Here is a 23,355-nt window from a genome sequence, read left to right as displayed (position 1 = left end):
TCAGCGCGGCCTTACAAGCGGCAACGGATCCTGAATGATAGGCCATCGCGTTTCGCCGCCACTATACCCAATCACCGCCAACTCGCCCAGCCATCGACTGGTGGCACCCCGCTGCATGGAGCCTGGCTGCATCCATGCGTATAATGCTGGCCACATTCCTTTCCAGTGGCGTCGCGAGCTCGAGTTCGAGCCTCTGTGATGCCAGGCATCGCTGCCCGGAGCGTTTCATGTTCGAAAGTCTCTCCAATCGCCTGTCGCAGACGCTCAAGTCGATCACCGGCCAGGCGCGTCTGACCGAAGACAACATCAAGGACACGCTGCGCGAAGTCCGTCGGGCGCTGCTCGAAGCCGATGTCGCGCTGCCGGTGGTCAAGGACTTCGTCGACCGGGTGCGCGAACGCGCGGTCGGGCAGGAAGTCTCCAAGAGCCTTTCGCCGGGTCAGCAGTTCGTCAAGATCGTCCAGCAGGAGCTGGAGTCGATCATGGGCCAGGCCAACGAGGCGCTGACGCTCAAGGGCACGCCCGCCGTCGTGCTGATGGCCGGCCTGCAGGGCGCGGGCAAAACCACTTCCGTCGCCAAGCTGGCCAAGTACCTGCGCGAGCGCGAGCACAAGAAAGTGCTGGTGGTCTCCGCCGACGTCTACCGGCCGGCGGCCATCGATCAGCTCGAGACGCTGGCGAGGGAAGTGGAGGTCGATTTCTTCCCGTCGACCAGCGCCCAGCAGCCGGTGGCGATCGCCGAGGCGGCGATCAAGCACGCCAGGATCCAGTTCCACGACGTGGTGATCGTCGACACCGCCGGCCGGCTGGCGGTGGACGAGGCGATGATGGCGGAGATCCAGGCCCTGAATCAGGCGATCCAGCCTCAGGAAACACTGTTCGTCGTCGACGCCATGACCGGTCAGGACGCCGCCAACACCGCCAAGGCGTTCCATGACGCGCTGCCGCTGACCGGGGTCATCCTGACCAAGGCCGACGGTGACGCGCGCGGCGGCGCGGCGCTGTCGGTGCGTCATATCACCGGCAAGCCGATCAAGTTCATGGGGATGGGCGAGAAGGTCGACGCCCTCGAGCCGTTTCATCCCGATCGCGTGGCCTCACGCATTCTCGGCATGGGCGACGTGTTGTCGCTGATCGAGGAGGCCGAGCGCAACGTCGACAAGGGCAAGGCCGAGCGGCTGGCCAAGAAGGTCAAGAAGGGCCAGGGGTTCGATCTCGAGGACTTCCGCGACCAGTTGCAGCAGCTCAAGAAGATGGGCGGCATGGGTGGCCTGATGTCCAAGCTGCCGGGCATGGGGCAGATGGCGGAGATGGCCCAGAACAAGGGCGCCGAGCAGGAGTTCGGCAAGCTCGAGTCGCTGATCAACTCGATGACCCCGCAGGAGCGCCGCAAGCCCGAGATCATCAACGGCTCGCGCAAGCGGCGTATCGCCATGGGCGCGGGGCTGCAGGTGCCCGATCTCAATCGACTGCTCAAGCAGCACAAGCAGATGCAGAAGATGATGAAGAAAGCCGGCCAGAAGGGCGGTATGCAGAAGATGATGCGCGGCATGTCCGGCATGATGGGGGGCGGAGGCCCCGGCGGGATGGGTGGCATGGGCGGCGGCGGTTTCCCCCGGCGCTGACTCGCCCACCCGCAACAAAAGGTTTCCAATACACGGTGTTTTCCGTAGAATGCTGCGTCTTCGTCTCGGGCGAGTGTCCGAGAAGACTCGATTTCGTGGCGTAACGATTAACTTAACCGAAGGATTATCAACGCAATGGTAACCATTCGTCTGGCACGTGGTGGCGCCAAGAAGCGTCCCTTCTATCACCTGACCGTCAGCGATTCTCGCGTTTCTCGCGATGGACGCTTCATCGAGCGCGTCGGCTTCTTCAACCCGGTCGCCCGCGGCCAGGAAGAGCGCCTGCGTGTCGATCTGGACCGTATCACCCACTGGCAGTCCCAGGGTGCACAGGTCTCCGATCGCGTCGCCGAGCTGGTCAAAGAAGCTCGCAAGGCCCAGGCCTGAGTTCGATCGTCATGCCGCAGGCGGCTCGCAAGACACTGTCGGGTGAAACCTTGCCGAAAGATTCCGAGCAGGACATGCCTATGCAGGGTGACGAGACGCAACTGGTGGTGCTGGGTCGATTGACCAGTCCGCACGGCGTGAAAGGGTGGCTCAAGGTCTACTCGTACACCAGCCCGGCCCAGGGCATCTTCGATTATCCGATGTGGATACTGTCGATGCGGGGGCAGCAGCAGTCGCGGCGTCTGCTCGAGGCGCGGCCGCAGGGCAAGGGTCTGGTGGTGCGACTGGAAGGTATCGACACGCGGGAACTGGCCGAGCAGTGGGCCGGTGCCGATGTGGCGGTGGAAAAGACGGCGCTACCCGAACTGGATAGCGGCGAATATTACTGGCATCAGTTGGAAGGGCTCGACGTGGTGACCCGCGACGGCGTCAAGCTGGGGCGCGTCGATCACTTGTTCGAGACCGGTGCCAACGATGTGCTGGTGGTCAGGCCCTCCGAGGGGAGTCTCGACGATCGCGAGCGGCTGCTGCCGTTCCTGCCTGACGACGTCATCGTTCAGGTCGATCTGGCCGATCGCGCCATGATCGTCGATTGGGACCCCGCTTTCTGACGATGTCAGGGCTGGCACCCGGTGCCGCTGTCCAGGTCGGTGAGAGCCAGCGTTCGGCAACGGGTAGGAGAAGCGTACCGTGTGGATTGGTGTCGTATCCCTGTTCCCGGAGATGTTCGAGGCGATCACCCGGCATGGTGTCACCGGACGCGCCGTGGAGCGGGGGCTGCTGGAGCTGGCGTTCTGGAATCCCCGGGACTACGCCACCGACCGTCACCGCACGGTGGACGACCGCCCCTATGGCGGTGGCCCCGGCATGCTGATGAAGGTCGACACCTTGCGCGGGGCGTTGGCCGAGGCGCGCGCCGGTGCCGAGTCCGCCGGCCATCGGCCCAGCGTGATCTATCTGTCTCCCCAGGGGCGCAGGCTGGATCAGGCTGGAGCGCGGGAGTTGGCAACGCGTGACGGGCTGATCGTCGTGGCGGGTCGTTATGAAGGTATCGACGAGCGCGTGGTCGAGGCCGATATCGATGAAGAGTGGTCGATCGGCGACTACGTTCTCAGCGGTGGCGAACTGCCGGCCATGGTGATGATCGATGCGCTGGCCCGGGAAGTGCCCGGGGTGCTGGGCCACAGCGATTCGGCCAGCGAGGATTCGTTCGCCGATGGCTTGCTGGACTGCCCGCACTACACGCGGCCCGAGGTGATCGACGGCCATCGTGTCCCGGACGTCCTGCTCAGCGGCAATCACGAGCTGATTCGTCGCTGGCGATTGAAGCAATCCCTCGGGCGCACCTGGCTCAGGCGCCCGGATATGCTGGAGAGCCGAACGTTGGATCGCGAACAGCGCAAGCTGCTCGACGAATTCATCGACGAACACGCCGCGGGAAGCATGTCCTCCCGCGACGGCGGTGCATGAGACGGTAGGTTCTCGCACAGAGTGACCGTCGACATGTGTCATCCACGAGTCCGATTCCGCCCCGACCGTTCGTCGGACGGGCGCCGGGATCACGAAACGCCCCAGGGGTGTTTCTTCAACGAGGAGCAAGACATGAGTAGCAAGAACAAGGTGATCCAGGCGCTCGAGAACGAGCAGATGAGCAAGGAAATCCCGACGTTCGCGCCCGGCGATACCATCGTCGTCCAGGTCAAGGTCGTGGAAGGCAGCCGCGAGCGCCTCCAGGCTTTCGAAGGCGTCGTCATCGGCAAGCGTAACCGCGGCCTGAACTCCGCCTTCACCGTGCGCAAGATCTCCCACGGTGTCGGCGTCGAGCGTACCTTCCAGACCTACAGCCCGCTGGTGGCCGGTATCGAAGTCAAGCGTCGCGGCGACGTGCGCCAGGCCAAGCTCTACTACCTCCGCGAGCGCAGCGGCAAGTCTGCCCGCATCAAGGAAAAGCTGGGCTGATCCGGTCCGCGCCTCCGACTGGAGGCGCATCTGGCTGGTCCGCAGGAAACCCCGCGAGTCGTTCGGCTCGCGGGGTTTCCGCGTTATGATGGTGCTTTTGGCCACATAGCCCCTTCCATCACGGAGTCGCATGAACGATCACGACCGACGCGATGCCTTCCTCGATGCGCTGTGGCTGGAGCGCGGCGTCAGCGAGCATACGCTGAGCGCCTATCGCCGGGATCTGACGGCCTGGATCGGTTATCTCGAAGCGCAGGACGAACGGCTGCTGGCGCCCGGCGACAGTACGCTGGTGGCGTTCGTCGACGTCTGTCGTGAGCGCTACCATGCGCGTTCCATCGCCCGTCAGCTCTCCTGCCTGCGGCGCTTCTACCGCTGGGCCCTGGCGGAAGGGCTGATGAGCCACGACCCGCTGGCGGAGGTTCAGGCACCGCGAGTGCAGCCGGGACTGCCATCGACGCTCGAGGAGCACGATGTCGATCGCCTGCTGCTGGCGCCGGATGTGGAGACCGCGCTGGGGTTGCGTGATCGCGCCATGCTGGAAGTGCTCTACGCGTGCGGGTTGCGGGTATCGGAACTGGTGGGGCTGACCCTGAGCGCGATCAACCTGCGCCAGGGGGTCGTGATGGTGCGTGGCAAGGGTGAAAAGGAGCGTCTCGTGCCGTTGGGGGAAGAGGCCTTGGCTTGGGTCGACCGCTATCTGCGTCAAGGCCGCAACGAGCTGATGCAGGACATTCGTCAGCCGCCGCTGTTCCCCGGCCGGCACGACGGTTTCATGACCCGCCAGACCTTCTGGTACCGGCTCAAGCACTACGCCCAGCTGGCGGCCATCGACAAGCCGCTGTCACCCCACACCCTTCGCCACGCCTTCGCGACCCATTTATTGAATCATGGGGCCAATTTACGTGTCGTACAGTTGCTGCTGGGTCACAGTGACCTGTCGACCACGCAGATCTATACCCACGTGGCCCAGGCGCGCCTGGAAGCGCTGCACGCCCAACACCACCCAAGAGGTTGAACATGAGAAGTCGTTTACTGTCCGCACTTGCCCTGGTGGGCGTGGCTCTGGCGCCGAATGCGTTAGCCGAGCCTCCCGCCGACCTCGCCGACAAGCTGAATGCCCACGGTGGCCAGCCGCTGCCGATCGAGGCCATCGACGACTCGCCGGTGCCGGGGCTCTACGAGGTACGCCTGCGCGGCGGTAACACGCTCTATTCGGACGCCGACGGGCAGTACCTGATCGTCGGCGACCTCTACGAAAACGCCGATGACGGCATGGTCAACCTGACCGAACAGGCCGCCAACCAGCGCCGCAAGGCCCTGGTCGACGCTGTTCCCGAGGACCAGCGGGTGATCTACAAGCCGGCCGGCGAGGTCAAGGCCAAGCTCACCGTGTTCACCGACCCCACCTGCCCCTACTGTCACAAGCTGCATGCCGAGCTGTCCCAGCTCAACGACATGGGAATCGAGGTAGACTACCTGGCCTTCCCGCGCATGGGACCCAGTTCGGACGCCGCACGGCAGCTCGCCCAGGTATGGTGTGCCGACAACCGTTCCGAGGCGATGAGCGCTGCGTTCCGCGGTGACGAGGTGGAGGCGCCGAAAAACTGCGATGCGCCAATTGCGTCCCAGTACCGACTCGGTGTCGAGTCCGGTATCCAGGGGACGCCCGCGATCATCTTTCCCGACGGTAAAATGGTACCCGGCTACCTGCCGGCGAAGCGCCTGGCGGCGATGCTCGACGTGAATGCCGACAGCGACGGCTGACGCCTGGCGTGAATCCCCTCGAGTCAGCTTGACAAGGGGGGCTGGGCTTTCTACCGTGACCGCCCTTCAGGGCGCTTTGTGGATGAAATCCGTTCGACAAAGAACAGGTGCCGCGACCGCGGTCACCGCTCCGTGGGGTGATGCGACCAGTACAATCGAGCAGGGGAGAGCGACATCTTGGATCCGGTGAGAGTGGGTATCTGCGGGCTGGGCACCGTGGGCGGTGGCACCTTCGACGTTCTGACGCGCAACGCCGACGAGATCGCCCGGCGCGCGGGTCGCCCCATCGTCATCGAGCAGGTGGGTGCGCGTCGTGACAATCCCGATTGCGACACCTCCGGGGTCAAGGTGACGCGTGACATCTTCGAGGTCGCACGCAATCCCGATATCGATGTGCTGGTGGAACTCATCGGCGGCTATGACGTCGCCCGAGAGCTGGTGATGACGGCGATCGAGAACGGCAAGCACGTGGTCACCGCCAACAAGGCACTGATCGCCGTCCACGGCAACGAGATCTTTCACGCGGCCCACAAGAAGGGGGTCATCGTCGCCTTCGAAGCGGCCGTGGCCGGCGGCATTCCGGTGATCAAGTCGCTGCGCGAAGGTCTCGGCGCCAACCGTATCCAGTGGCTTGCCGGCATCATCAACGGTACCGGCAACTACATCCTGACCCATATGCGCGATGAAGGGCGGGCGTTCGAGGACGTCCTCGCCGAAGCCCAGGCGCTGGGCTATGCCGAGGCCGACCCGACCTTCGACGTCGAGGGTATCGACGCCGCCCACAAGCTGACGATCCTCGCCTCCATCGCCTACGGCGTGCCGCTGCAGTTCGATCGCGCCTATACCGAGGGCATTGCGCGGATCACTGCCGAAGACGTCGAGCAGGCCGATAACCTGGGCTACACCATCAAGCATCTGGGCATCACCCGGCGTGGCGACAACGGCGTCGAGCTGCGCGTTCATCCGACGTTGATCCCCAAGGAGCGGCTGCTGGCCAATGTGCATGGGGTCAAGAACGCCATCGCCGTGATGGGCGATGCCGTGGGGCCGACGCTCTATTACGGTGCCGGCGCTGGCGCCGAGCCCACCGCCTCGGCGGTCGTTGCCGATCTGCTCGACGTGGCCCGCAACATCGCCACCGCCCATAGCTACCGGGTGCCCTACCTCGCCTTCAGCGGCGTCAACGACGAGGCCAACGCGCTGCCGATCCTGCCGATGGAAGAGATCGTCACGGCGTACTATCTGAGGTTGCTGGCGGTGGATCGCCCCGGCGTCCTGGCGCGGGTGGCGACGATCCTCGCCGAGCAGGGTATCTCGATCGAGGCGATCATCCAGAAGGAAGCCACTGAAGGCGAACTGGTGCCGATCATCCTGCTGACCCACCGGACCCGCGAGAAGCACATGAACGAGGCGATCCGTCAGCTAGAGTCGCTGGCCGATATCGCCGGACCGGTGACGCGAATCCGAGTCGAGTCGCTGGACGAGCAGGAATAATCGCAGCCACGAGTCACGGGCTTCGAGCAACATCAGCTCGGGACTCGCGGCTCGAAGCTCGCCACTCACGGAGTGAAACATGCGTTATATCAGTACGCGCGGCAAGGCGCCGGCGCTGAATTTCGAGGAAGTGGTGCTGACCGGCATGGCCTCCGATGGTGGCCTCTACGTACCGGAAGATGTGCCGCAGCTCTCGCCCGATGAACTGGCCTCGATGGCTGGGCTCTCCTACGCCGAGATCGCCTTCCGTGTAATGAAGCCCTTCGTTGGCGGCGAGATTGATGACGAGACCTTCCGTGAGCTGGTGCGCGATGCCTACGCGACCTTCAGTCACGATGCGGTCGTGCCACTCAATCAGCTCGATGCCAACCATTTCCTGCTTGAGTTGTTCCACGGACCGACGCTGGCGTTCAAGGACGTCGCGCTGCAACTGCTGGGGCGCATCCTCGACCACTTCCTGGCCAAGCGCGGGGAACGGGCGGTGATCATGGGCGCCACCTCCGGCGATACCGGCTCGGCGGCGATCGAGGGCTGTCGCCACTGCGACCACCTCGACATCTTCATCCTGCATCCGCACAACCGGGTCTCCGAGGTGCAGCGACGCCAGATGACCACGGTGCTCGCGGACAACGTCTTCAACATCGCCATCGAGGGCAACTTCGACGACGCCCAGGCGATGGTCAAGGCGAGCTTCGCCGACCAGGCCTTCCTCGACGGTGAGCGGCTGGTGGCGGTCAACTCGATCAACTGGGCGCGGATCATGGCTCAGATCGTCTACTACGTGGCCGCCGGCGTGGCGCTCGGGGCACCGCATCGCGAGGTCAGCTTCTGCGTGCCCTCGGCCAACTTCGGCAACCTTTTCGCCGGCTACATGGCGAGTCAGATGGGCCTGCCGGTGAAGCAGTTCATCATCGCTACCAACGCCAACGACATTCTCCACCGTACGCTCGCCGACAACGACTTCTCCAAGCGTGAATTGGCGGCGACGCTGGCACCGTCCATGGATATCGTGGTGTCGTCGAATTTCGAACGGTTGCTGTTCGATGCCTATGACCGCGACGGCGACGCCGTCCGCGACCTGCTCGAACGCTTCCAGCAGGAGCCGGCCGTGCTGGCGGACGCGCCTCTGGCCAGGCTGCGCGAGAAGTTCTCGAGCTTCAGCGTCGACGACGACACCATCCTCGAGGCGATCCGCGATGCGCACCATCGCACCAAGGAGCTGCTCGACCCGCATACCGCCACCGGTTACCGGGCCGCGGAGCGCGCACGTGCCGATGCCGTGACGCCGATGATCACGCTGGCGACCGCGCATCCGGCCAAGTTCGCCGAGGCGGTGGTCAAGGCAGGGTTTCCCGGCGTGCCGCTACCACCGCACATGGATGATCTGCTCGAGCGCGAAGAGCGCTACAGCGTACTGCCTGCCGAGCTGAAAGCCGTGCAGGCGTTCGTCGCCGACAACCGGCGCTGAGCTGAAGCGCACGGCGCGAAACGCCGTATGGGGCAGCAGGGAGAAATAGTCATGTTGAAGATATGGGGACGGGCGAACTCCACCAACGTCAAGAAGGTGTTGTGGTGTGCCGCCGAGCTGGAACTGCCCTTCGAACGAATCGATGCGGGCGGCGTCCATGGCGTGGTCGACGAACCCGCCTACCGGGCCATGAATCCCAACGGTCTGATCCCTTGCCTACAGGACGGCGACTTCGTACTTTGGGAATCGAACGTGATCGTGCGCTATCTCTGCGCCAAGTATGGTCGCGACTCCCTGCATGACGCCGATCCCGCAGCGCGTGCCGAGGCCGACAAGTGGATGGACTGGACGACATCGTCGCTGGCATCCCCCTTCCGGGACGTGTTCTGGAATACGGTGCGCCTGCCGGCTGGGCAGCGCGACGACAAGGCGGTCGAAAAAGGACTCGCCGGCTGCGCTGCGCTACTCGCCATGGCAGATCGGACATTGGCCGAACAGCCCTTTTTATCGGGGTCGGAGTGGGGGATGGGGGATATCCCGCTGGGCTGCTTCGCCTACGCGTGGTTCGAAATGAATATCGAGCGTCCCGACCTGCCGCATCTGGCTGCGTGGTATGCGCGGCTGCAGTCGCGCCCAGCCTATCGCCAGCATGTCATGATCGCACTCACCTGAGTTCCAGATGCCTGTCCTTTCGACTTCGCCCGAGGCGATTCGCGACCATTCCCGTCGCCGCATTCAGCCGCGCCCCCGTGACGAAGGCGTCTATCGGCGCGGACTGACCGCCGGGCTATCCGAGCTTCAGGCGCGGATTCTCGCCGGTCGCCTGCACGGCCATGACGGCCCGTTGGAGGCGCTGACCGCGCCGGCGCTGCGCTACCTCAACCATCCCGAGCAGCTCTGCGACGCTAGGCGTGGCGCCGAGCGCATCGCGCGGGCGGTGAGCGAGGGCGAGCACATCGGCATTCTGACCGACTACGATGTCGACGGCATCACGTCTCACGTGGTGATGCTGCGCTCGATGATCGAGCTGTTCGGCGTGTCGTCGACAAAGCTGCACAGCCTGATCGGCCATAGAATCAACGACGGCTACGGCATCAGTCTGCCGCTGGTCGAGCGTACCCTGGCGCTGAAGCCGCGCCCCAGCCTGGTGGTCACCGCCGACTGCGGCTCCTCGGACGAGCCGCGGATCGCTCGGCTGCGCGAGGCCGGCATCGACGTGGTGGTGACCGATCACCATGCGCTGCCGGTGGAGGGTCCCCCGACTTCCGCCTATGCCACCATCAATCCCACGCGCCCCGACTGCGGCTATCCCGACAAGACCATCGCCGGTTGCATGGTCGCCTGGCTGATGATGTCGCTGACCCGCTCGGTGCTGATCGAGCAGGGCGTGCTCTCCGCGTCGACGCCCAAGCTCGCCCCCTGGCTCTCCTACGTTGCCCTGGGCACGGTGGCCGATTGTGTCTCGCTGGGGGCGAGCGCCGCCAATCGCGCCGTGGTGACTTACGGCTTGCGGCTGATCAATCGGATGGAGTCCGCCTGCTGGCGGGTGATGGCCGAGCGCCTCGGTGCCGACAGCGTGCCGTTCGACGCCGAGACCCTGGCGTTCCAGATGGGGCCGCGCATCAATGCCCGTTCGCGCCTGGACGACCCCTACGCCGCGCTGCACTTCATGCTGGCGGAAGAGGACGGCGTGGCGCGTCAGCATCTTCAGGTCCTCGACGATGACAACCAGGCACGCAAGGCGCTCGAGGCGGAGATGGTCGAGAGCGCTCGCGCCCTGGCCAGGCCGCAGCTGGAGGAGAACTGGCCGGCGCTGGTGATCCATCTGCCGGAAGGGCACGCCGGCGTGCAGGGCATCGTCGCCTCGCGGCTGGTGCAATCCTACGGCCGGCCGACGCTGGTGCTGACGCCGGCGACTACACCGGACATGCTGACTGGCTCGGGGCGCTCGATCGACGCCCTGCATCTGCGCGATGCGCTGCAGCGCGCCCACGAGCTCTCGCCGTCGAGCCTGCCGCGTTTCGGCGGGCACCGGGGGGCAGCCGGCGTGGGCGTACCTCTGGCCGAGAGGGACGCGTTCCAGCGCGCATTCCTACAGGCGGTGCGGGAACAGCTCGGCGAACGGGAGCTGTTCCCGGTAGTCTGGACCGATGGCCCGTTGGCAGCCTCGCAAATGGGCCTTGCGACGTTGGAGGAGCTCGAAGCGCTGGCGCCATACGGGCGTGAGTTCGACGCGCCGCTGTTCGAGGGTGAATTTTTCGTCGAGCAGCTGCGCGCGGTGGGCGCCGAGGGCAATCATCTGATGCTCGAACTCTCCTGCGACGCGGTCGTCTGCCGCGCGATCTGGTTCCGCGCGCTCAACCCCGGCGAGGCCGCGCCGATCTCGCTGGGCGACAGGGTGCGCTGCGCCTTCAAGCTTTCCCGCAACCGCTGGAAGGGGCGCGAGTCGTTGCAACTAATGGTCGAGCACGCCGAGCGCCTTTAGGGTTTGCACGAAAAGTCACCGAGCGTAGGCAGTTTCCGTACAAAGCCTAGGAAAATATTGACTAAACGGCTGCGCGAACTCGGCGTCCCCGGTGGATCACTGCGTCGTGCGGTGCCGGGGCGCCGGTCCGATCGGGATCCTCACCGATATCCCACAGGCTCCGGTTGACTCGAAACCCGTGGTTTCTCGCCGCCCCCGGTTCCTCCGCTCGCCGATTTGTCCCGCGTGTCCTCGGCTTACCGGGGCAAGGGATGCCCGCTGACTTCTTGCCGTCCGTTTCATAGACTTGCCGTTATAATCCCCCGGAGGCGCCACAAGCGCCGACGCTAAATTCGGCTGCCTATCCGGCGGCAAAACGACAACAAGGGGTTCCGCATGGAACGGGTCTATCGCCACCGTCCCCACGAGGACGTGCTGGCCATTCTGCTGGGGGCGTCCTGCGCTGCCCTCGGCTTGGCGCTGTATCATCATGCTCACATCCTGATCGGCAGTACCGCGGGGATCGCGCTGCTGGTGACCTACGTCACCGGATGGAACTTCGGGCCGGTCTTCTTCTTCGTCAACCTGCCGTTCTACTGGCTGGCCTGGCGGCGCATCGGTCACCATTTCACGTTCAAGACCTTCGGCGCGGTGGCGCTGCTGTCATGGATATCCTGGATGCTGCCGGGCTGGATGGAGATCGGCGCGGTCGAGCCCTTGTTCGCGGCGCTGGCGGGGGGAAGCCTGATCGGCCTGGGCGTGCTGTTCCTGTTTCGGCATCGCGGGAGTCTCGGCGGCTTCAACATCCTCGCGGTCTATCTGCAGGATCGCTACGGCTGGCCGGCGGGAAAGGTCCAGATGGGGCTGGACGGCCTGATCATGCTGGCTGCGTTCTTCGTACTGCCGGTCACCAACGTGCTCTACTCGGTCGTCGGCACCGTGGTGCTGGGCGCGATTCTCACCATCAACCACCGCCCGGGGCTCTACACCGGGGTCAGTCAGAGTTGAAGGGCCGGGTGCGGAAGACGCCTCGACCGGCGATGGCGTTCAATAGTTGGGCCACAATCCCGGTGTGACCAGCTCGAGCAGGTGGTCGTCAGGATCGCGAAAATAGAGACTCACGCTTCCTTTCGGCCAGCGTGTTTGGCCTTCGATCGCAATGCCGTGCGCGGCGAGATGCACCTCCCAGGCGTCGAGACTTTCGGCCGGAATCGCCAGCGCCAGGTGTTGGCGACCCTCGCCGTCGTGAGGCGGGATGGTGCCCATGTCATCCGGCAGCTGGACTGTCTCGCCGGTCTCGCCCTGCTGGAACACCAGCAGCATGGTGTTGCCGGTGGGGTAGGCCGTGAAGCGCTCGTCCTCGAGATGAGATTCGAGCCCGAGCACGTGGGTGAAGAAGTGCCGGGCCCGCTTCATGTCGGCCGTGTAGAGAACGCTTTCGATGACGCCGCCCAGCGGTGGCGCGTGGTGGGGTGAGGTCATCGCTTTCTCCTTGCTGGCTTCGCCCTTGGCTGGCTGCGATCAGCCGCGCAGCCAGAACCACCAGACGATGAACAGAATCACCGCAATGCCCAGGGTGTTGAGCAGAAGTGTCATGCTGTCGCTTCCTTGGCGTCGATCTCGTTTGGGTGGCGTTCAGCGCCACCGGGTCGCAACCGCCGTAGTCGGTTGGCGTTGCTGACCACCGTCACCGACGACAGCGACATTGCCAGTGCCGCGATCATCGGCGACAGCAGCAGCCCGGTGAGCGGGTAGAGTATACCGGCGGCGATCGGGATACCCAATGCGTTGTAGCCGAACGCGCCCCACAGGTTCTGCTTGATGTTGGAGAGCGTTGCGCGGCTGATGGCGATGGCGTCACCGACGCCGTGGAGCGAGTTTCGCATCAGCGTCATGCCGGCGCTCTCGATGGCGATATCGGTGCCCTGGCCGATGGCAAATCCCACGTCGGCCTGGGCCAGTGCCGGGGCATCGTTGACACCATCTCCGACCATGCCGACACGCTCGCCTGCCTGCTGTAGCTCGGCGATCACTCGCTGCTTGTCTTCGGGCATCAGCTCGGCGCGCACGTCATCGATCCCCGCTTCGCGGCCGATGGCTTCTGCAGCCGCTCGATTATCACCACTGAGCATCACCACTTTCAGCCCCTCCTTCTGCAGCCGGGCGATCGCCGGGCGGCTGTCAGGACGCAGCGCATCGCGAACCGCGAACAGCGCCGCCAATTGGCCGCCAACGGCGAGATAGACCACGTTGGTCGCCTCGGCTTGCCACCTCTCGACCTCGGCTGCGGCGGCGGCGAGGTCGATGTCGTGCTTCCGCATCAGCGCTGCGTTGCCCAGCAAGACTCGGCTGCCATCGTCCAGCGTGGCGACAACGCCGCGGCCGGTCAGGCTCTGGAAGTCGTGAAGCGCCGGGCCAGCCGTGGTATCTCCGACATGGGCCATCAGGGCATCGGCCAGCGGATGCTCCGAGCCGCGCTCCAGGGCACCTACCACGGCCTTGCTGCGGGATTCATCCTGCCAGTAGCGACTGTCGGTGACGCTCGGCTTGCCGACGGTCAGTGTCCCGGTCTTGTCGACGACCAGCGTGGTCAGGTGGCTGGCCGTCTGCAGCGCCTCGCCGTCGCGAATCAGCACACCGTACTCGGCGGCCTTGCCGATCCCGATCATGGTCGAGATCGGCGTTGCCAGGCCCAGTGCGCAGGGGCAGGCAATGATCAGCACGGTGGTCGCCGCCACCAGCATGTGCACGAATTGCGGTGGTGGACCGACATTGAGCCAGATCATCGCCGAGGTCACGGCGATGATCATCACGCAGGGCACGAAGATCGCCGAGACCTTGTCTGCCAGTGCGCCGATCGGCGGCCGCGACTCCTGGGCACGGGAGACCTGGTCGACGATGCGGCCCAGCCGGGTGTCTTTACCGACGTGGGTCGTGCGGTAGATCAAGCCGCCCTTGCCGTTGACGGTGCCGGCGCTGACCAGATCTCCCGGGGCCTTGCGAACCGGCGCCGGCTCCCCGGTGAGCATCGATTCGTCGATAAAGCTCTCGCCATCCTCGACCTTGCCATCGACCGGGAGGCGCTCGCCGGGGCGTACCCGAATTCGATCGTCGACCTGCACTTGGTCGATCTCGACGTCGTGCTCCTCTCCACCTCGAATCACCCGGGCCGTCTTGCTCTGCAGATCGAGCAGGCGAGAGAGCGCCTGGCTGGTGCGTCCACGGGCACGCAGCTCCAGCGTCTGCCCGACGCCGATCAGGCCAATGATCATCAGCGAGGCCTCGAAATAGAGATGACGCGACCCTTCGGGGATGGCGCCGGGGGCCAGGATCACGGCCATCGAGTAGAGCCAGGCCGCCGCGCTGCCCAGGGCGATCAAGGTATCCATGTTGGCCTGATGATGGCGAAACGCCTTCCACGCCCCGTCGAAGAAGCGCCGCCCGGCCGTCGCCATGACGCCCAGTGTGACAAGCCCCAGCGCTAGCCATATCCAGCGCTCGCCACCGACGAGTTGCGGGGTATGGGCGAACATCGCCAGCATCATCGGCACGCCCAGCGCCAGGCTGACGGCGGATTCGATGGCATGGCGACGTGCCTGACGGTCTGCATTCTGCTGACGCTTGATGGCAGCCTGGCGGAGGTCCTCGATCGGTGATGCGCCGTAGCCGACCTGCTCGACCGCCGCGATCAGGTCGGCGGTGGTGGCCTGGCCGCTGACCTGGGCCGTCTCGCTGGCAAAGTTGACCTGGGCATGCTGCACGCCCGGCGTCCTGGACAGCGCTTTTTGAACCGCGTTGACGCAGCCGGCGCAGGTCATTCCACTGATCGACAGGCGTTGTTGTCGCCCGACCTCCGACATCGACTCCGTTTCGTTGGCCACCGCGGACGAGGTCGGGAGATCGGCTTCCCCGGGGATCTCCTCGTCCGGAGGGTAGCCGGCCTCGGCCAGTATTCGGGCGATTCGGTCCCGCGGCAGCTTGCTGGCGACCTCGAGACGCTTGTTGTCGGGTTCGCCGCTGATGCCGGCATCTTTGTCCTCGGCCTGGACGGCGCTGCGCATCCGGCCGACGCATCCCTGGCAGTGCATGGCCTCGATGCGATACGAGTAGCGGCTCATGGATGTCTCCTCGCGGTGGCAGGGCACTCACCCCCGGTTGCGGGCGACTGCTCGATCAGGCGGCAGATGCTGTGGCCGTCGGGTGTGCCGTCCGGCAGGTTCGCCCACTCCTCCATGGCCCGCTCCATGCGATCCGCCAGGGCCTGAAGTGCCTGAATCCGGGCGTGGATCTGGGGCAGACGGGCGGCCAGCAGGTCGCGCACCAGCGGACAAGGGGAGTCGCCCTGATCCGCCTGTTCCAGAATGTCGGCGATCTCCTTGAGGCTGAAGCCCAGGGTCCGCGCCCGCTGGATGAACCGTAGCCGCTCGAGATCCCGCTGATCGAACAGCTGGTAACCATTGTCAGGGTCGCGGCGTGGATTCAGCAGAGATTGGCGCGCGTAGTGGCGCACCGTCTCGGGAGTGACGCCTGCCGCCCGGGCCAGTTCGGTGACTTTCATTGGATATCCTCGAGGGGCTGTCATGAACATGAGTCTAAAACCTGGGTGTTACCCGTGGGTCAAGGCATCACAGCAGGCGTTTGTCATCACTGTCGAACGGCTATAGCCGTTGGTCTTACGACCAAAGAAATCCCCAAAACTCGATTAAAACGACCGTTTGCTAATTGACGCTAAACCGCCATTCCGTCACAACGGGAAGCGACAAGTCGAGCCTTTCCCTCGCCGGGAATTGGCTTGGAGAACAACGGAATCACCGACCGCATGACAGGCGAGCAAGACGCTGCGGCGGCTTCCTGGGTCCAGGGGAACCAATCATGATCATTCGCTATCGTCGTCTATCGCTGGCCATCGCCTTGGTGAGCGCCGCCGCCTCCGGTCAGGTCATGGCCGGCGCCTTCCAGCTCCAGGAACAGAGCGTCAGCGGCCAGGGTACCTCCTGGGCCGGACGCACCTCCAACGTTCAGGATGGCTCCATCGTCTTCGGCAACCCGGCTGGCATGTCGTTCCTCGACCGCGCCCAGGTCACCGCGGGTACCCACTACATCGATGCCAGCTCGGACATCAGCAATGACAGCGGCACGCAGCCGGCGCTTACGCCGGGTGGTGTCGCCGCGGTCGACACCGGGGGCAGCAGCGACGGTGACATGATCCCGCACAAGGCGGTGCCATTCGGCTACTACGTACAGCCGATCAACGACCGCTGGAGCTTCGGTCTCGGCGTCTATGCCCCGTTCGGCCTGGTTACCGACTACAGCGACGACTTCAAGGGGCGCTACTTCGGCAACTACAGCGACCTGGAGGTCATCACCGCCCAACCCACGCTGTCGTATCGCTTCAACGACAAGTTCGCCATCGGGGTCGGCGTGACCTACAACCACATCAAGGGGGAGCTGGAGAGCAAGACGCCCAACCCGCTCAACCCGACCGCCGGCGGTGACGGTACCGTCAACGTCAAGGGGAACGACGACGCCTGGGGCTACAATATCGGCATGATCTACCGCCCGGTGGCGTCCACCACCCTGGGTCTCACCTATCGCTCCAAGGTCGAATACCATCTCACCGGCGACGTCGATGCCTCCAACGTCTTCGGCGGGGTCGGTGCAGGTGGCCCGGTCTTCCTCAACGCCGACGGCGACGCCTCGCTCAACATCACCCTGCCCGAGACCATCGACTTCTCGGTGACCCACCAGCTCGACGATCGCTGGACGGTGATGGCCGGGGCGACCTATATCCGCTGGAGCCGCTTTGACCAGTTGGTGGTCGACAATGAATTGGGGCTGGATATCAACGAGCAGCAGGACTACCGCGATACCTGGCAGTACGCCGCCGGCCTCGCCTACCAGCTCAATTCGGCCTGGACCCTGCGTGGCGGTATCGCCTACGACCAGTCGCCGGTCAAGGATGCCCACCGCAGCCCACGCGTACCCACGGCTGACCGGACCCTGGTCTCGATCGGCGCCGGCTGGACGCCGATCCCCGACCTGACCATCGACGCCGCCTACAGCTACATCTGGGAAGATCGCGCCGACGTCGACCTTCAGGACGAGAACGGCACCTCCTATCAGGCCGAATACGACAACTCGCTCAACCTGTTCGGCGTGCAGGCGACCTATCGCTTCTAGGACCCAGGTTCGTCTGTCGACGCTCCCGTTCTACCACAATGCGACCCCGGCCTTGGCCGGGGTCTTCGCGTGATGGGGGGCGTGACCGTCTGGCGGCGTATCGACGTCGGCAATCGGTCACTCGAGTCCTTGGAGATGCACAACTGTCGTCAGTCGTTTCCGAATCGTTACACAATAAAAAAATTAGTCACTCATTCACCCTGTCTGGGCCATGGGGAGGCGAGATACTGAATGGTGTCCAGTCGGCCGATTCAGGCTTCCCTTCCCGTTCAGGAGACTATCGATGGCCCCCGCCGTTAACTCAGATCGCGAAATCGAGACACCAGATACCACTGGCGCAGCGGCCGGCTCTCCGCGGTGGCTGTCGACGCTGGTCAGCGCCATCGCCTCGGACAAGACCAACGGCGAGGCAACAGAGACCGGCGATGCGGATAAGCCCGAGCAGGCCTCCGATACCTCACTGAGCGCCGAGCAGATACGCGACAAGCACGATATCCCGGATTTCACCGGCGACGGCCTGATGGAGGCCGAGGTCGATGACACGGACGATGACGGCAACCACAAGACGGTGGGGCAGAAAGCCGCCGAGGATTTCATCCAGGGGATCCGCGATGACGTCAAGAGCGGCAAACTTGGCGAAGACTCGGACGAAGCGAAGCTGGTCGATCTGATCGATGCTCAGGGGGCCACCGATCATGGCTACGATCTCTACGGCTACGTCGAGCTGATCGAGTCCGGCGGTTCGACCTATCGGCAGACACAGACGGAGCCGACACATCTCACCGGTGACGATGCCAAGGCGATCATCGACGAGGACGAACTGGCCAAGCAGATATCCGAGCTGATGCAGAAGGAGAGTATCAGCAAGCGCTATGACGATTCGCTGCAGGGGGCTATCGAGAGCGTCCCCGACGACAAGCGTGAGGCGATCAGCGACAAGGTCAACGAAGCGCTGTTCGACGCCGACGGCAAGGCCAACCTCGATTTCGAGGATTACGTCATTGCGATGAAGGAGAAGGCGGAAGCGACGGACGACGAGGCGCTTTCGGACGGGATTCAGGCTGAAGTCGACAACTACTTCGAAGCCCTGCAGGCGCTGGAGCCGGATCGCTACAAGGACCGGAAGCAGACCTTCGACCAGAACATGATGACCCATCAGCTCGATGGCTACATGGAAAATCCCGACTCGGTGGATGCCGAAAATGTCAGCACGGGACTGCGTGACACCATCGATATCGTGCAGGGGGGTATCAACAGCGCGCTTCAGCACCTGGACAAGACCGACAAGTCCTACAATGCCTATCAGACCCTGAATCGCGACCTGGAATCGTTCAAGTCTTCCCTATCCAATCTGTCGGCGGGCGAGCACAAGAAACTCGCCGAATCCCTGCGCCTGGCGACTGAGGTCACCAACCGGCCGGGTATTAGCCAGGCGGAAAAGAACAAGCTGTTCCAGAAGATCGTCAATGACAACCTGACCGCGCTGCCGGAGGCGGAAAAAGGAACTTTCAAGAAGGTTCTCGATTCGGCCAGCTCCAGCGGTACGCTGGGTGCCATGAGCGGGATGATGAGCCTGATCAGCGGTGGCATGCAGATATCCAACGGCGGTTGGGACGAGATGACCACCGATGAGCGGGTAGGCGCCGTCCGCGATCTGGTGGGCGCGCTCAGTTTCGGCAACGATTTTGCCAAGTTCGGTTCGAATCTCATCGAGACGCTGGGCGGGAAGCGCGAGGTGCCCGGCATCGAAGGTGGCATGCCGCGCGCCAATGCGACCGCCTGGCTTGGGCTGCTGGGTGACAACTTCCCGGATATCTGGAAATCCGGTGCCGATGTCAAAGCCGATCTCTTCGCCGAAAACATCAGCCTGCGCGTGGATAACGGGTCTCGGAGTCTCGGCAATCAGGGCATTCCACTCGACGATCTCGATGAGAACGGGCGAAGAAACTTCGACAAGCTGGCGGAAAACCTGGGCAACCAGATGATCGACACCGGTACCAGGTCCTCTGGCACCGATATTGCGAAGAAGGTCGGGCGCTCGTATCTGCGCTTCATGGGGGGGGCGGGGCTGGACATCACCGGTGGCGTCATGGATCTCGTCACCGGCGTCAAGAAGCTCAAGGATGCCGATACGGCCTTGGAAAAGGCTGGCGCCGGTATTCAGATCGGGCTGGGTTCCTCGACCACCGGCATGGCGCTTGCCAACACGGTGTCGATGTTTGCGCCCAGCGGCAGCAATCTCGCCGCCAATCTCGGTGGTATCGGTACCCGCGTGATGAGCGGGATCTTCATGGGGGCGCGCGTGGCTGGTCCCATCCTGGGCGTCGTCGGCACCATCTTCGGCGTCGCCGGAACGCTGATCGCCGAAGCGATCAATCATCAGAAAATGCAGAAGCTGACCGACTCCCAGGGAGAGTTCTTCAAGGATCTCTCCGAGTACGGCGTGACCGAGGAGGATTGGGGCGACAAGCTCGAGTTCGCCCGCTACGAGTCCTACATGTACGGCGGGCGGGACTCGCCCGACGACCAGTCGATCTTCGACTATCAGTCGAAGGAGTGGCAGCACTTTCAGGATACCGAGGGCGAACACGGCAGCTCGCTCTCCCGGCTGGCGCCCCATCTGCACAAGGACGGCGATCCTGGCACCGAAAATCTGTGGGAGAAACATCTCACCGGTGGCACCACGCGGCAGACCGGCAAGGACCATATCAGCAAGACCGACGACTGGCGCCCCTGGAGCGACACCGATATGGAGGCGGGCGACGAGGGCTTGGGCACCGACGAGCTGCGGCGAAACTCCCGCATGGACGCGATGATGACGCTCTATGGCAAGGATTTCTTTGATGCCCATAAAGCAGAAATCGACACCATCGCCGCCGTGTGGGACGACTGGAACGGCAGCGATGCCATCGTCAGCCGAGATGATCTTCGGGATATCGTGGCGGACGAGGGAAAGAGTCAGGAGGAGCAGGACGCTGCACAGTTCCTGCTTGACGAGAACGGCTTCTACGACGGGTTGGACTCGTTGAAACACGGCGGAGACGGTGACGCCAAGATCAGCACCAACGATCTCGACACCTGGCTGGGAGAGCTCGGCAAGGACAGCGTGGAGGAGTATCGACAGACAGCGGCGGCCAACGATTATGGTTCCGCGTTCTTGCAGGATCACTCGGCTGAACTCCAGACGATCGCCGAGCGCTGGAATGACTGGAACGGCAAGGACGATATCGTCAGTCGGACGAATCTTCAGAAGATCGTCGACGATGGCGGCAGGAGCGATGCCGAGCATGATGCGGCGCGTTTCCTGCTCGAGAACGAGGGATTCTTCAACGCCCTGGACACCTTTCAGAAAGGCGGCAACGGCGACGGCAAGATCAGTACGAAAGATTTCGACGACTGGTTTGCCACCATTGGTGAAGGTGACCTGGATGGCTATCGTCAGGCCTCGGTCGTGGGAGATTACGACATCGATTTCTATCGTGACAACGAGGAGGCGCTGACAGTGGCGATCAACAGTTGGGACGACTGGAACGGCAAGGACGATATCGTCAGCCGCGATGATCTCGAGAAGTTCGCCGACGACAAGGATCGCGACGAAAGCGAACAGGAAGCGGCGACACTGCTATCCGAGGACCAGGGGCTGTTCGCGGTGCTCGATACCTTCAAGAAAAGCGATGGCAGCGACGGCAAGATCAGTACCAAGGATCTCAACGCTTGGCTCGAGACGATCGGCGTCGAGCGGCGCGCCTGAGATCGGGCAGCCACTCGACGCAAGCTGACGGACTCACCTCCCGGCCATCTGGCCGGGAGGTGTCGCTCGGGCTGCTTTTCTTCCATCCGAACCGAGGCTACCAGATCACCACCCGCTTTTCGGTCGGCAGGTAGAGGTCGTTGCCGGGCACGACATCGAAGGCGTCGTACCACGCATCCATGTTGCGCACGATGCCGTTGACCCGGAACTGCGACGGCGAGTGGGGATCGCTCTGGACCCGATTGATCATCTCCTCCTCGCGCATCAGGCGCCGCCAGACCTGGCCCCAGGCCAGGAAGAAGCGCTGGTCGCCGGTGAAGCCGTCAATGACTGGTGCGGTTTCGCCATCGAGCGAGCGATGATAGGCGCTCAGGGCGATGTTCACGCCTCCGAGATCGCCGATGTTCTCCCCCATCGTCAACTGCGGATTGAGCGAATAACCCGGTATCGGTTGGTACTCCGCATACTGTTGCCCGAGGCGCTCGGCCAGTTGGTCGAAATGCGCGGCGTCGGTCGGCGTCCACCAGTCGGTCAGCATGCCGGTACCGTCCGACTTGCGGCCCTGGTCGTCGAAACCGTGGCTCATCTCATGACCGATCACCGCGCCGATGCCGCCGTAGTTCACCGCCGGATCGGCGTTGGGATCGAAGAAGGGCGGTTGCAGGATCGCCGCCGGAAAGACGATCTCGTTGCGTGACGGTGCATAGTAAGCGTTGACGGTCTGCGGGGTCATGAACCACTCGTCCCGGTCCACCGGACCGCCGAGCTTGGCCAGATCATCCTGCCAGTGCCACTGGCGTGCCGCTCCGACGTCGCCGTAGAGATCGTCGGCACGAATGGTCATCCCGGCGAAGCTCTCCCATCGATCGGGATAGGCGATCTTGGCGGTGAAGGCGTCGAGCTTCTCCAGAGCCCGCTGACGGGTCCGGTCGGTCATCCAGCTCGCCTGGTGTTGCAGACGATCGCGATAGGCGTCTTCGAGATTGGCGACCAGTGTCTCCATTTCGCGCTTGGACTGGGGCGGGAAGTGCAGCATCACGTAGAGCTTGCCGGCAGCCTGGCCCAGGAAGTCGTTGATCAGCGATACGCCGCGCTTCCAGCGCTCGCGCTGCTCCGGCTGGCCGGAGAGACGCTGGCCGTGGAAATCGAAATGCGTCTGGCTGAAGTCGCTGGAGAGATACGGGCTGTTGGCATCCAGCAGTCGGAACGTCGCATAGGTCTTGAGCGTCGACAGCGGCGTTTCGTCGTAGAGCCGTGCCAGGCCGCGAATGGCGGTATTCTCCGCGAGCACGACCTGGGGCTGACCGGCAAGACCGCTGGCCGAGAGCCATGCCTGCCAGGGAAAACCGGGAGCATAGTCGTCGAGTCGATCCAACGGCAACGGATTGTAGGTCAGGTCGCGATCCCGTTGTTTCGCCGGCGCCCACTCGATCTCCGCCATGGCGGTTTCCAGTTCGAGGATGCGCTGTGCGCTCTGCCGGGGATGGGGCTGCCTCGCCAGTGTGAGCAGCCTGCCGATGTAGCCGAGATAGGCCTGGCGAATCGCGTCGAAGCGCGGATCGTCGCCGAGGTAGTAGTCCCGCGTGGGGAGAGCCAGCGGGATCTGCGAGAGATAGGCGATATAGCGATCCGGCGCCTTCACGTCGATATCGACGCCCAGGGTGGCGATGGTCGGCACGCCAAGACGACTGTCGGCGCTGAACCGAGCCAGACCCGCCTTGCTCTCGATTGCCGCCAGGCGTGTCAGGTCCGGCATCATCGGCGAGAGGCCCTTGGCCTCGATGGCGCCCTCGTCCATCCAGGCGTGGTAGAGATCGCCGAGGCGCTGCTGGGGTGAATTCGGCGGCGTATTGGCATCGTCGAGCTGGCGGAGGATGTCATGCACCTGCTGCTCGGCCCGGTCTGCCAGCGCGGTAAAGGCGCCGTAGTTGGTGCGATCGGCCGGGATCGGCGTGCGCGCCAGCCACCCCCCGTTGACGTAGTGGTAGAAGTCGTCGCCAGGGGCGACGCTGGTGTCGCGGGCGCTCAGGTCGACGCCCCAGCTTCCTAGCGCGGCAGAGGCGGTGGCCGATGCCGACGCGTGGGAAGGCGCAGATGTGCTCGGCGCTGTCGAGGCTGTTGATTCGCCCGGATTGCCAACGGCGAAGACGCTCGAACCGGAGGTGCCGGCGATCATCAGAAGCATGATGGCGCAGCGGATCGCCGACGGTGGCAGGAAGTCTCTATCAGTCATGACGTCTCGGTAGTTCGGGTGAAAAAA

Annotated in this window: 18 protein-coding genes; 14 read left to right on the top strand and 4 right to left on the bottom strand. The window is 64.0% G+C overall.

Going from position 1 to position 23,355, the window contains the following annotated elements; all coding sequences use genetic code 11:
- The first annotated feature begins 227 nt into the window (after positions 1 to 227).
- The 12 genes from ffh (at position 228) to DOM54_RS02415 (ending at position 12,172) form a co-directional block, all read left to right on the top strand.
- Positions 228 to 1,625 carry a signal recognition particle protein gene (gene ffh / locus DOM54_RS02470; RefSeq protein WP_110714818.1) on the top strand — a complete coding sequence of 466 codons (1,398 nt, stop codon included), beginning with the start codon at positions 228 to 230 and terminating at the stop codon, positions 1,623 to 1,625.
- Between the two features lie 135 nt (positions 1,626 to 1,760).
- On the top strand, positions 1,761 to 2,012 hold the full coding sequence (gene rpsP / locus DOM54_RS02465) for a 30S ribosomal protein S16 (RefSeq protein WP_071231752.1): 252 nt from the start codon (positions 1,761 to 1,763) through the stop codon (positions 2,010 to 2,012).
- Positions 2,013 to 2,086: 74 nt separating this feature from the next.
- Positions 2,087 to 2,623, top strand: a complete 537-nt coding sequence (gene rimM, locus DOM54_RS02460; RefSeq protein ID WP_110715097.1) for a ribosome maturation factor RimM — start codon at positions 2,087 to 2,089, stop codon at positions 2,621 to 2,623.
- 79 nt (positions 2,624 to 2,702) lie between these two features.
- On the top strand, positions 2,703 to 3,482 hold the full coding sequence (gene trmD, locus DOM54_RS02455; RefSeq protein ID WP_110714817.1) for a tRNA (guanosine(37)-N1)-methyltransferase TrmD: 780 nt from the start codon (positions 2,703 to 2,705) through the stop codon (positions 3,480 to 3,482).
- A 132-nt stretch (positions 3,483 to 3,614) separates the two neighbouring features.
- Positions 3,615 to 3,971: a 50S ribosomal protein L19 gene (gene rplS / locus DOM54_RS02450; protein ID WP_110714816.1), complete on the top strand. Its 357-nt coding sequence runs from the start codon at positions 3,615 to 3,617 to the stop codon at positions 3,969 to 3,971.
- 130 nt (positions 3,972 to 4,101) lie between these two features.
- The gene (gene xerD / locus DOM54_RS02445) at positions 4,102 to 4,989 is read left to right on the top strand and encodes a site-specific tyrosine recombinase XerD (RefSeq protein WP_110714815.1); all 888 of its coding nucleotides are present in this window, start codon (positions 4,102 to 4,104) and stop codon (positions 4,987 to 4,989) included.
- Positions 4,990 to 4,991: 2 nt separating this feature from the next.
- Complete coding sequence (locus DOM54_RS02440; RefSeq protein ID WP_110714814.1) at positions 4,992 to 5,738, top strand: DsbC family protein; 747 nt, start codon at positions 4,992 to 4,994, stop codon at positions 5,736 to 5,738.
- 177 nt (positions 5,739 to 5,915) lie between these two features.
- Complete coding sequence (locus DOM54_RS02435; protein WP_110714813.1) at positions 5,916 to 7,232, top strand: homoserine dehydrogenase; 1,317 nt, start codon at positions 5,916 to 5,918, stop codon at positions 7,230 to 7,232.
- A gap of 79 nt (positions 7,233 to 7,311) precedes the next feature.
- Positions 7,312 to 8,700 carry a threonine synthase gene (gene thrC, locus DOM54_RS02430; RefSeq protein ID WP_110714812.1) on the top strand — a complete coding sequence of 463 codons (1,389 nt, stop codon included), beginning with the start codon at positions 7,312 to 7,314 and terminating at the stop codon, positions 8,698 to 8,700.
- A gap of 51 nt (positions 8,701 to 8,751) precedes the next feature.
- Positions 8,752 to 9,372 carry a glutathione S-transferase family protein gene (locus DOM54_RS02425; RefSeq protein ID WP_110714811.1) on the top strand — a complete coding sequence of 207 codons (621 nt, stop codon included), beginning with the start codon at positions 8,752 to 8,754 and terminating at the stop codon, positions 9,370 to 9,372.
- A gap of 7 nt (positions 9,373 to 9,379) precedes the next feature.
- Positions 9,380 to 11,185, top strand: coding sequence for a single-stranded-DNA-specific exonuclease RecJ (locus DOM54_RS02420; protein ID WP_110714810.1), 1,806 nt, complete (start codon positions 9,380 to 9,382; stop codon positions 11,183 to 11,185).
- Positions 11,186 to 11,560: 375 nt separating this feature from the next.
- Entirely contained in the window at positions 11,561 to 12,172 is a 612-nt protein-coding gene (locus tag DOM54_RS02415) for a YitT family protein (protein WP_110714809.1), read from the top strand.
- Between the two features lie 39 nt (positions 12,173 to 12,211).
- On the opposite strand, the gene DOM54_RS02410 is transcribed toward DOM54_RS02415, so the two are convergent.
- The 3 genes from DOM54_RS02410 to DOM54_RS02400 all read right to left on the bottom strand — a co-directional run bounded on the left by DOM54_RS02410 (position 12,212) and on the right by DOM54_RS02400 (position 15,722).
- A complete protein-coding gene (locus DOM54_RS02410; RefSeq protein ID WP_110714808.1) occupies positions 12,212 to 12,646 on the bottom strand; it encodes a VOC family protein in 435 nt (144 codons plus the stop codon).
- Between the two features lie 110 nt (positions 12,647 to 12,756).
- Complete coding sequence (locus DOM54_RS02405) at positions 12,757 to 15,282, bottom strand: heavy metal translocating P-type ATPase (RefSeq protein WP_240613734.1); 2,526 nt, start codon at positions 15,280 to 15,282, stop codon at positions 12,757 to 12,759.
- Positions 15,279 to 15,722, bottom strand: a complete 444-nt coding sequence (locus tag DOM54_RS02400; protein WP_110714807.1) for a MerR family transcriptional regulator — start codon at positions 15,720 to 15,722, stop codon at positions 15,279 to 15,281. Before DOM54_RS02400 ends, DOM54_RS02405 begins: the two co-directional genes overlap by 4 nt.
- Before the next feature lie 314 nt (positions 15,723 to 16,036).
- On the opposite strand from DOM54_RS02400, the gene DOM54_RS02395 reads away from it, so the two are divergent.
- Both DOM54_RS02395 and DOM54_RS02390 read left to right on the top strand, forming a co-directional pair.
- Complete coding sequence (locus DOM54_RS02395; RefSeq protein ID WP_110714806.1) at positions 16,037 to 17,344, top strand: OmpP1/FadL family transporter; 1,308 nt, start codon at positions 16,037 to 16,039, stop codon at positions 17,342 to 17,344.
- Positions 17,345 to 17,627: 283 nt separating this feature from the next.
- The gene (locus DOM54_RS02390) at positions 17,628 to 21,095 is read left to right on the top strand and encodes a hypothetical protein (protein WP_110714805.1); all 3,468 of its coding nucleotides are present in this window, start codon (positions 17,628 to 17,630) and stop codon (positions 21,093 to 21,095) included.
- Positions 21,096 to 21,192: 97 nt separating this feature from the next.
- Here DOM54_RS02390 and DOM54_RS02385 read toward each other — a convergent pair whose 3' ends face one another.
- Positions 21,193 to 23,328, bottom strand: a complete 2,136-nt coding sequence (locus DOM54_RS02385) for a M13 family metallopeptidase (RefSeq protein ID WP_110714804.1) — start codon at positions 23,326 to 23,328, stop codon at positions 21,193 to 21,195.
- Between the last annotated feature and the right edge of the window lie 27 nt (positions 23,329 to 23,355).

The sequence above is a fragment of the Salinicola acroporae genome (assembly GCF_003206615.1).
GTDB lineage: Bacteria > Pseudomonadota > Gammaproteobacteria > Pseudomonadales > Halomonadaceae > Salinicola > Salinicola acroporae.
Note: the sequence above shows the minus strand (reverse complement) of the source record. Positions and strands in the feature narration are given on the sequence as shown.

What these genes read in the sequence shown, in the direction of transcription:
- ffh (WP_110714818.1), top strand. Translation starts at nt 228, where the DNA reads ATGTTCGAAAGTCTCTCCAATCGCCTGTCGCAGACGCTCAAGTCGATC.
- rpsP (WP_071231752.1), top strand. Translation starts at nt 1,761, where the DNA reads ATGGTAACCATTCGTCTGGCACGTGGTGGCGCCAAGAAGCGTCCCTTC.
- rimM (WP_110715097.1), top strand. Translation starts at nt 2,087, where the DNA reads ATGCCTATGCAGGGTGACGAGACGCAACTGGTGGTGCTGGGTCGATTG.
- rplS (WP_110714816.1), top strand. Translation starts at nt 3,615, where the DNA reads ATGAGTAGCAAGAACAAGGTGATCCAGGCGCTCGAGAACGAGCAGATG.
- xerD (WP_110714815.1), top strand. Translation starts at nt 4,102, where the DNA reads ATGAACGATCACGACCGACGCGATGCCTTCCTCGATGCGCTGTGGCTG.
- DOM54_RS02440 (WP_110714814.1), top strand. Translation starts at nt 4,992, where the DNA reads ATGAGAAGTCGTTTACTGTCCGCACTTGCCCTGGTGGGCGTGGCTCTG.
- thrC (WP_110714812.1), top strand. Translation starts at nt 7,312, where the DNA reads ATGCGTTATATCAGTACGCGCGGCAAGGCGCCGGCGCTGAATTTCGAG.
- DOM54_RS02425 (WP_110714811.1), top strand. Translation starts at nt 8,752, where the DNA reads ATGTTGAAGATATGGGGACGGGCGAACTCCACCAACGTCAAGAAGGTG.
- DOM54_RS02420 (WP_110714810.1), top strand. Translation starts at nt 9,380, where the DNA reads ATGCCTGTCCTTTCGACTTCGCCCGAGGCGATTCGCGACCATTCCCGT.
- DOM54_RS02415 (WP_110714809.1), top strand. Translation starts at nt 11,561, where the DNA reads ATGGAACGGGTCTATCGCCACCGTCCCCACGAGGACGTGCTGGCCATT.
- DOM54_RS02410 (WP_110714808.1), bottom strand. Translation starts at nt 12,646, where the DNA reads ATGACCTCACCCCACCACGCGCCACCGCTGGGCGGCGTCATCGAAAGC.
- DOM54_RS02405 (WP_240613734.1), bottom strand. Translation starts at nt 15,282, where the DNA reads ATGAGCCGCTACTCGTATCGCATCGAGGCCATGCACTGCCAGGGATGC.
- DOM54_RS02400 (WP_110714807.1), bottom strand. Translation starts at nt 15,722, where the DNA reads ATGAAAGTCACCGAACTGGCCCGGGCGGCAGGCGTCACTCCCGAGACG.
- DOM54_RS02395 (WP_110714806.1), top strand. Translation starts at nt 16,037, where the DNA reads ATGATCATTCGCTATCGTCGTCTATCGCTGGCCATCGCCTTGGTGAGC.
- DOM54_RS02390 (WP_110714805.1), top strand. Translation starts at nt 17,628, where the DNA reads ATGGCCCCCGCCGTTAACTCAGATCGCGAAATCGAGACACCAGATACC.
- DOM54_RS02385 (WP_110714804.1), bottom strand. Translation starts at nt 23,328, where the DNA reads ATGACTGATAGAGACTTCCTGCCACCGTCGGCGATCCGCTGCGCCATC.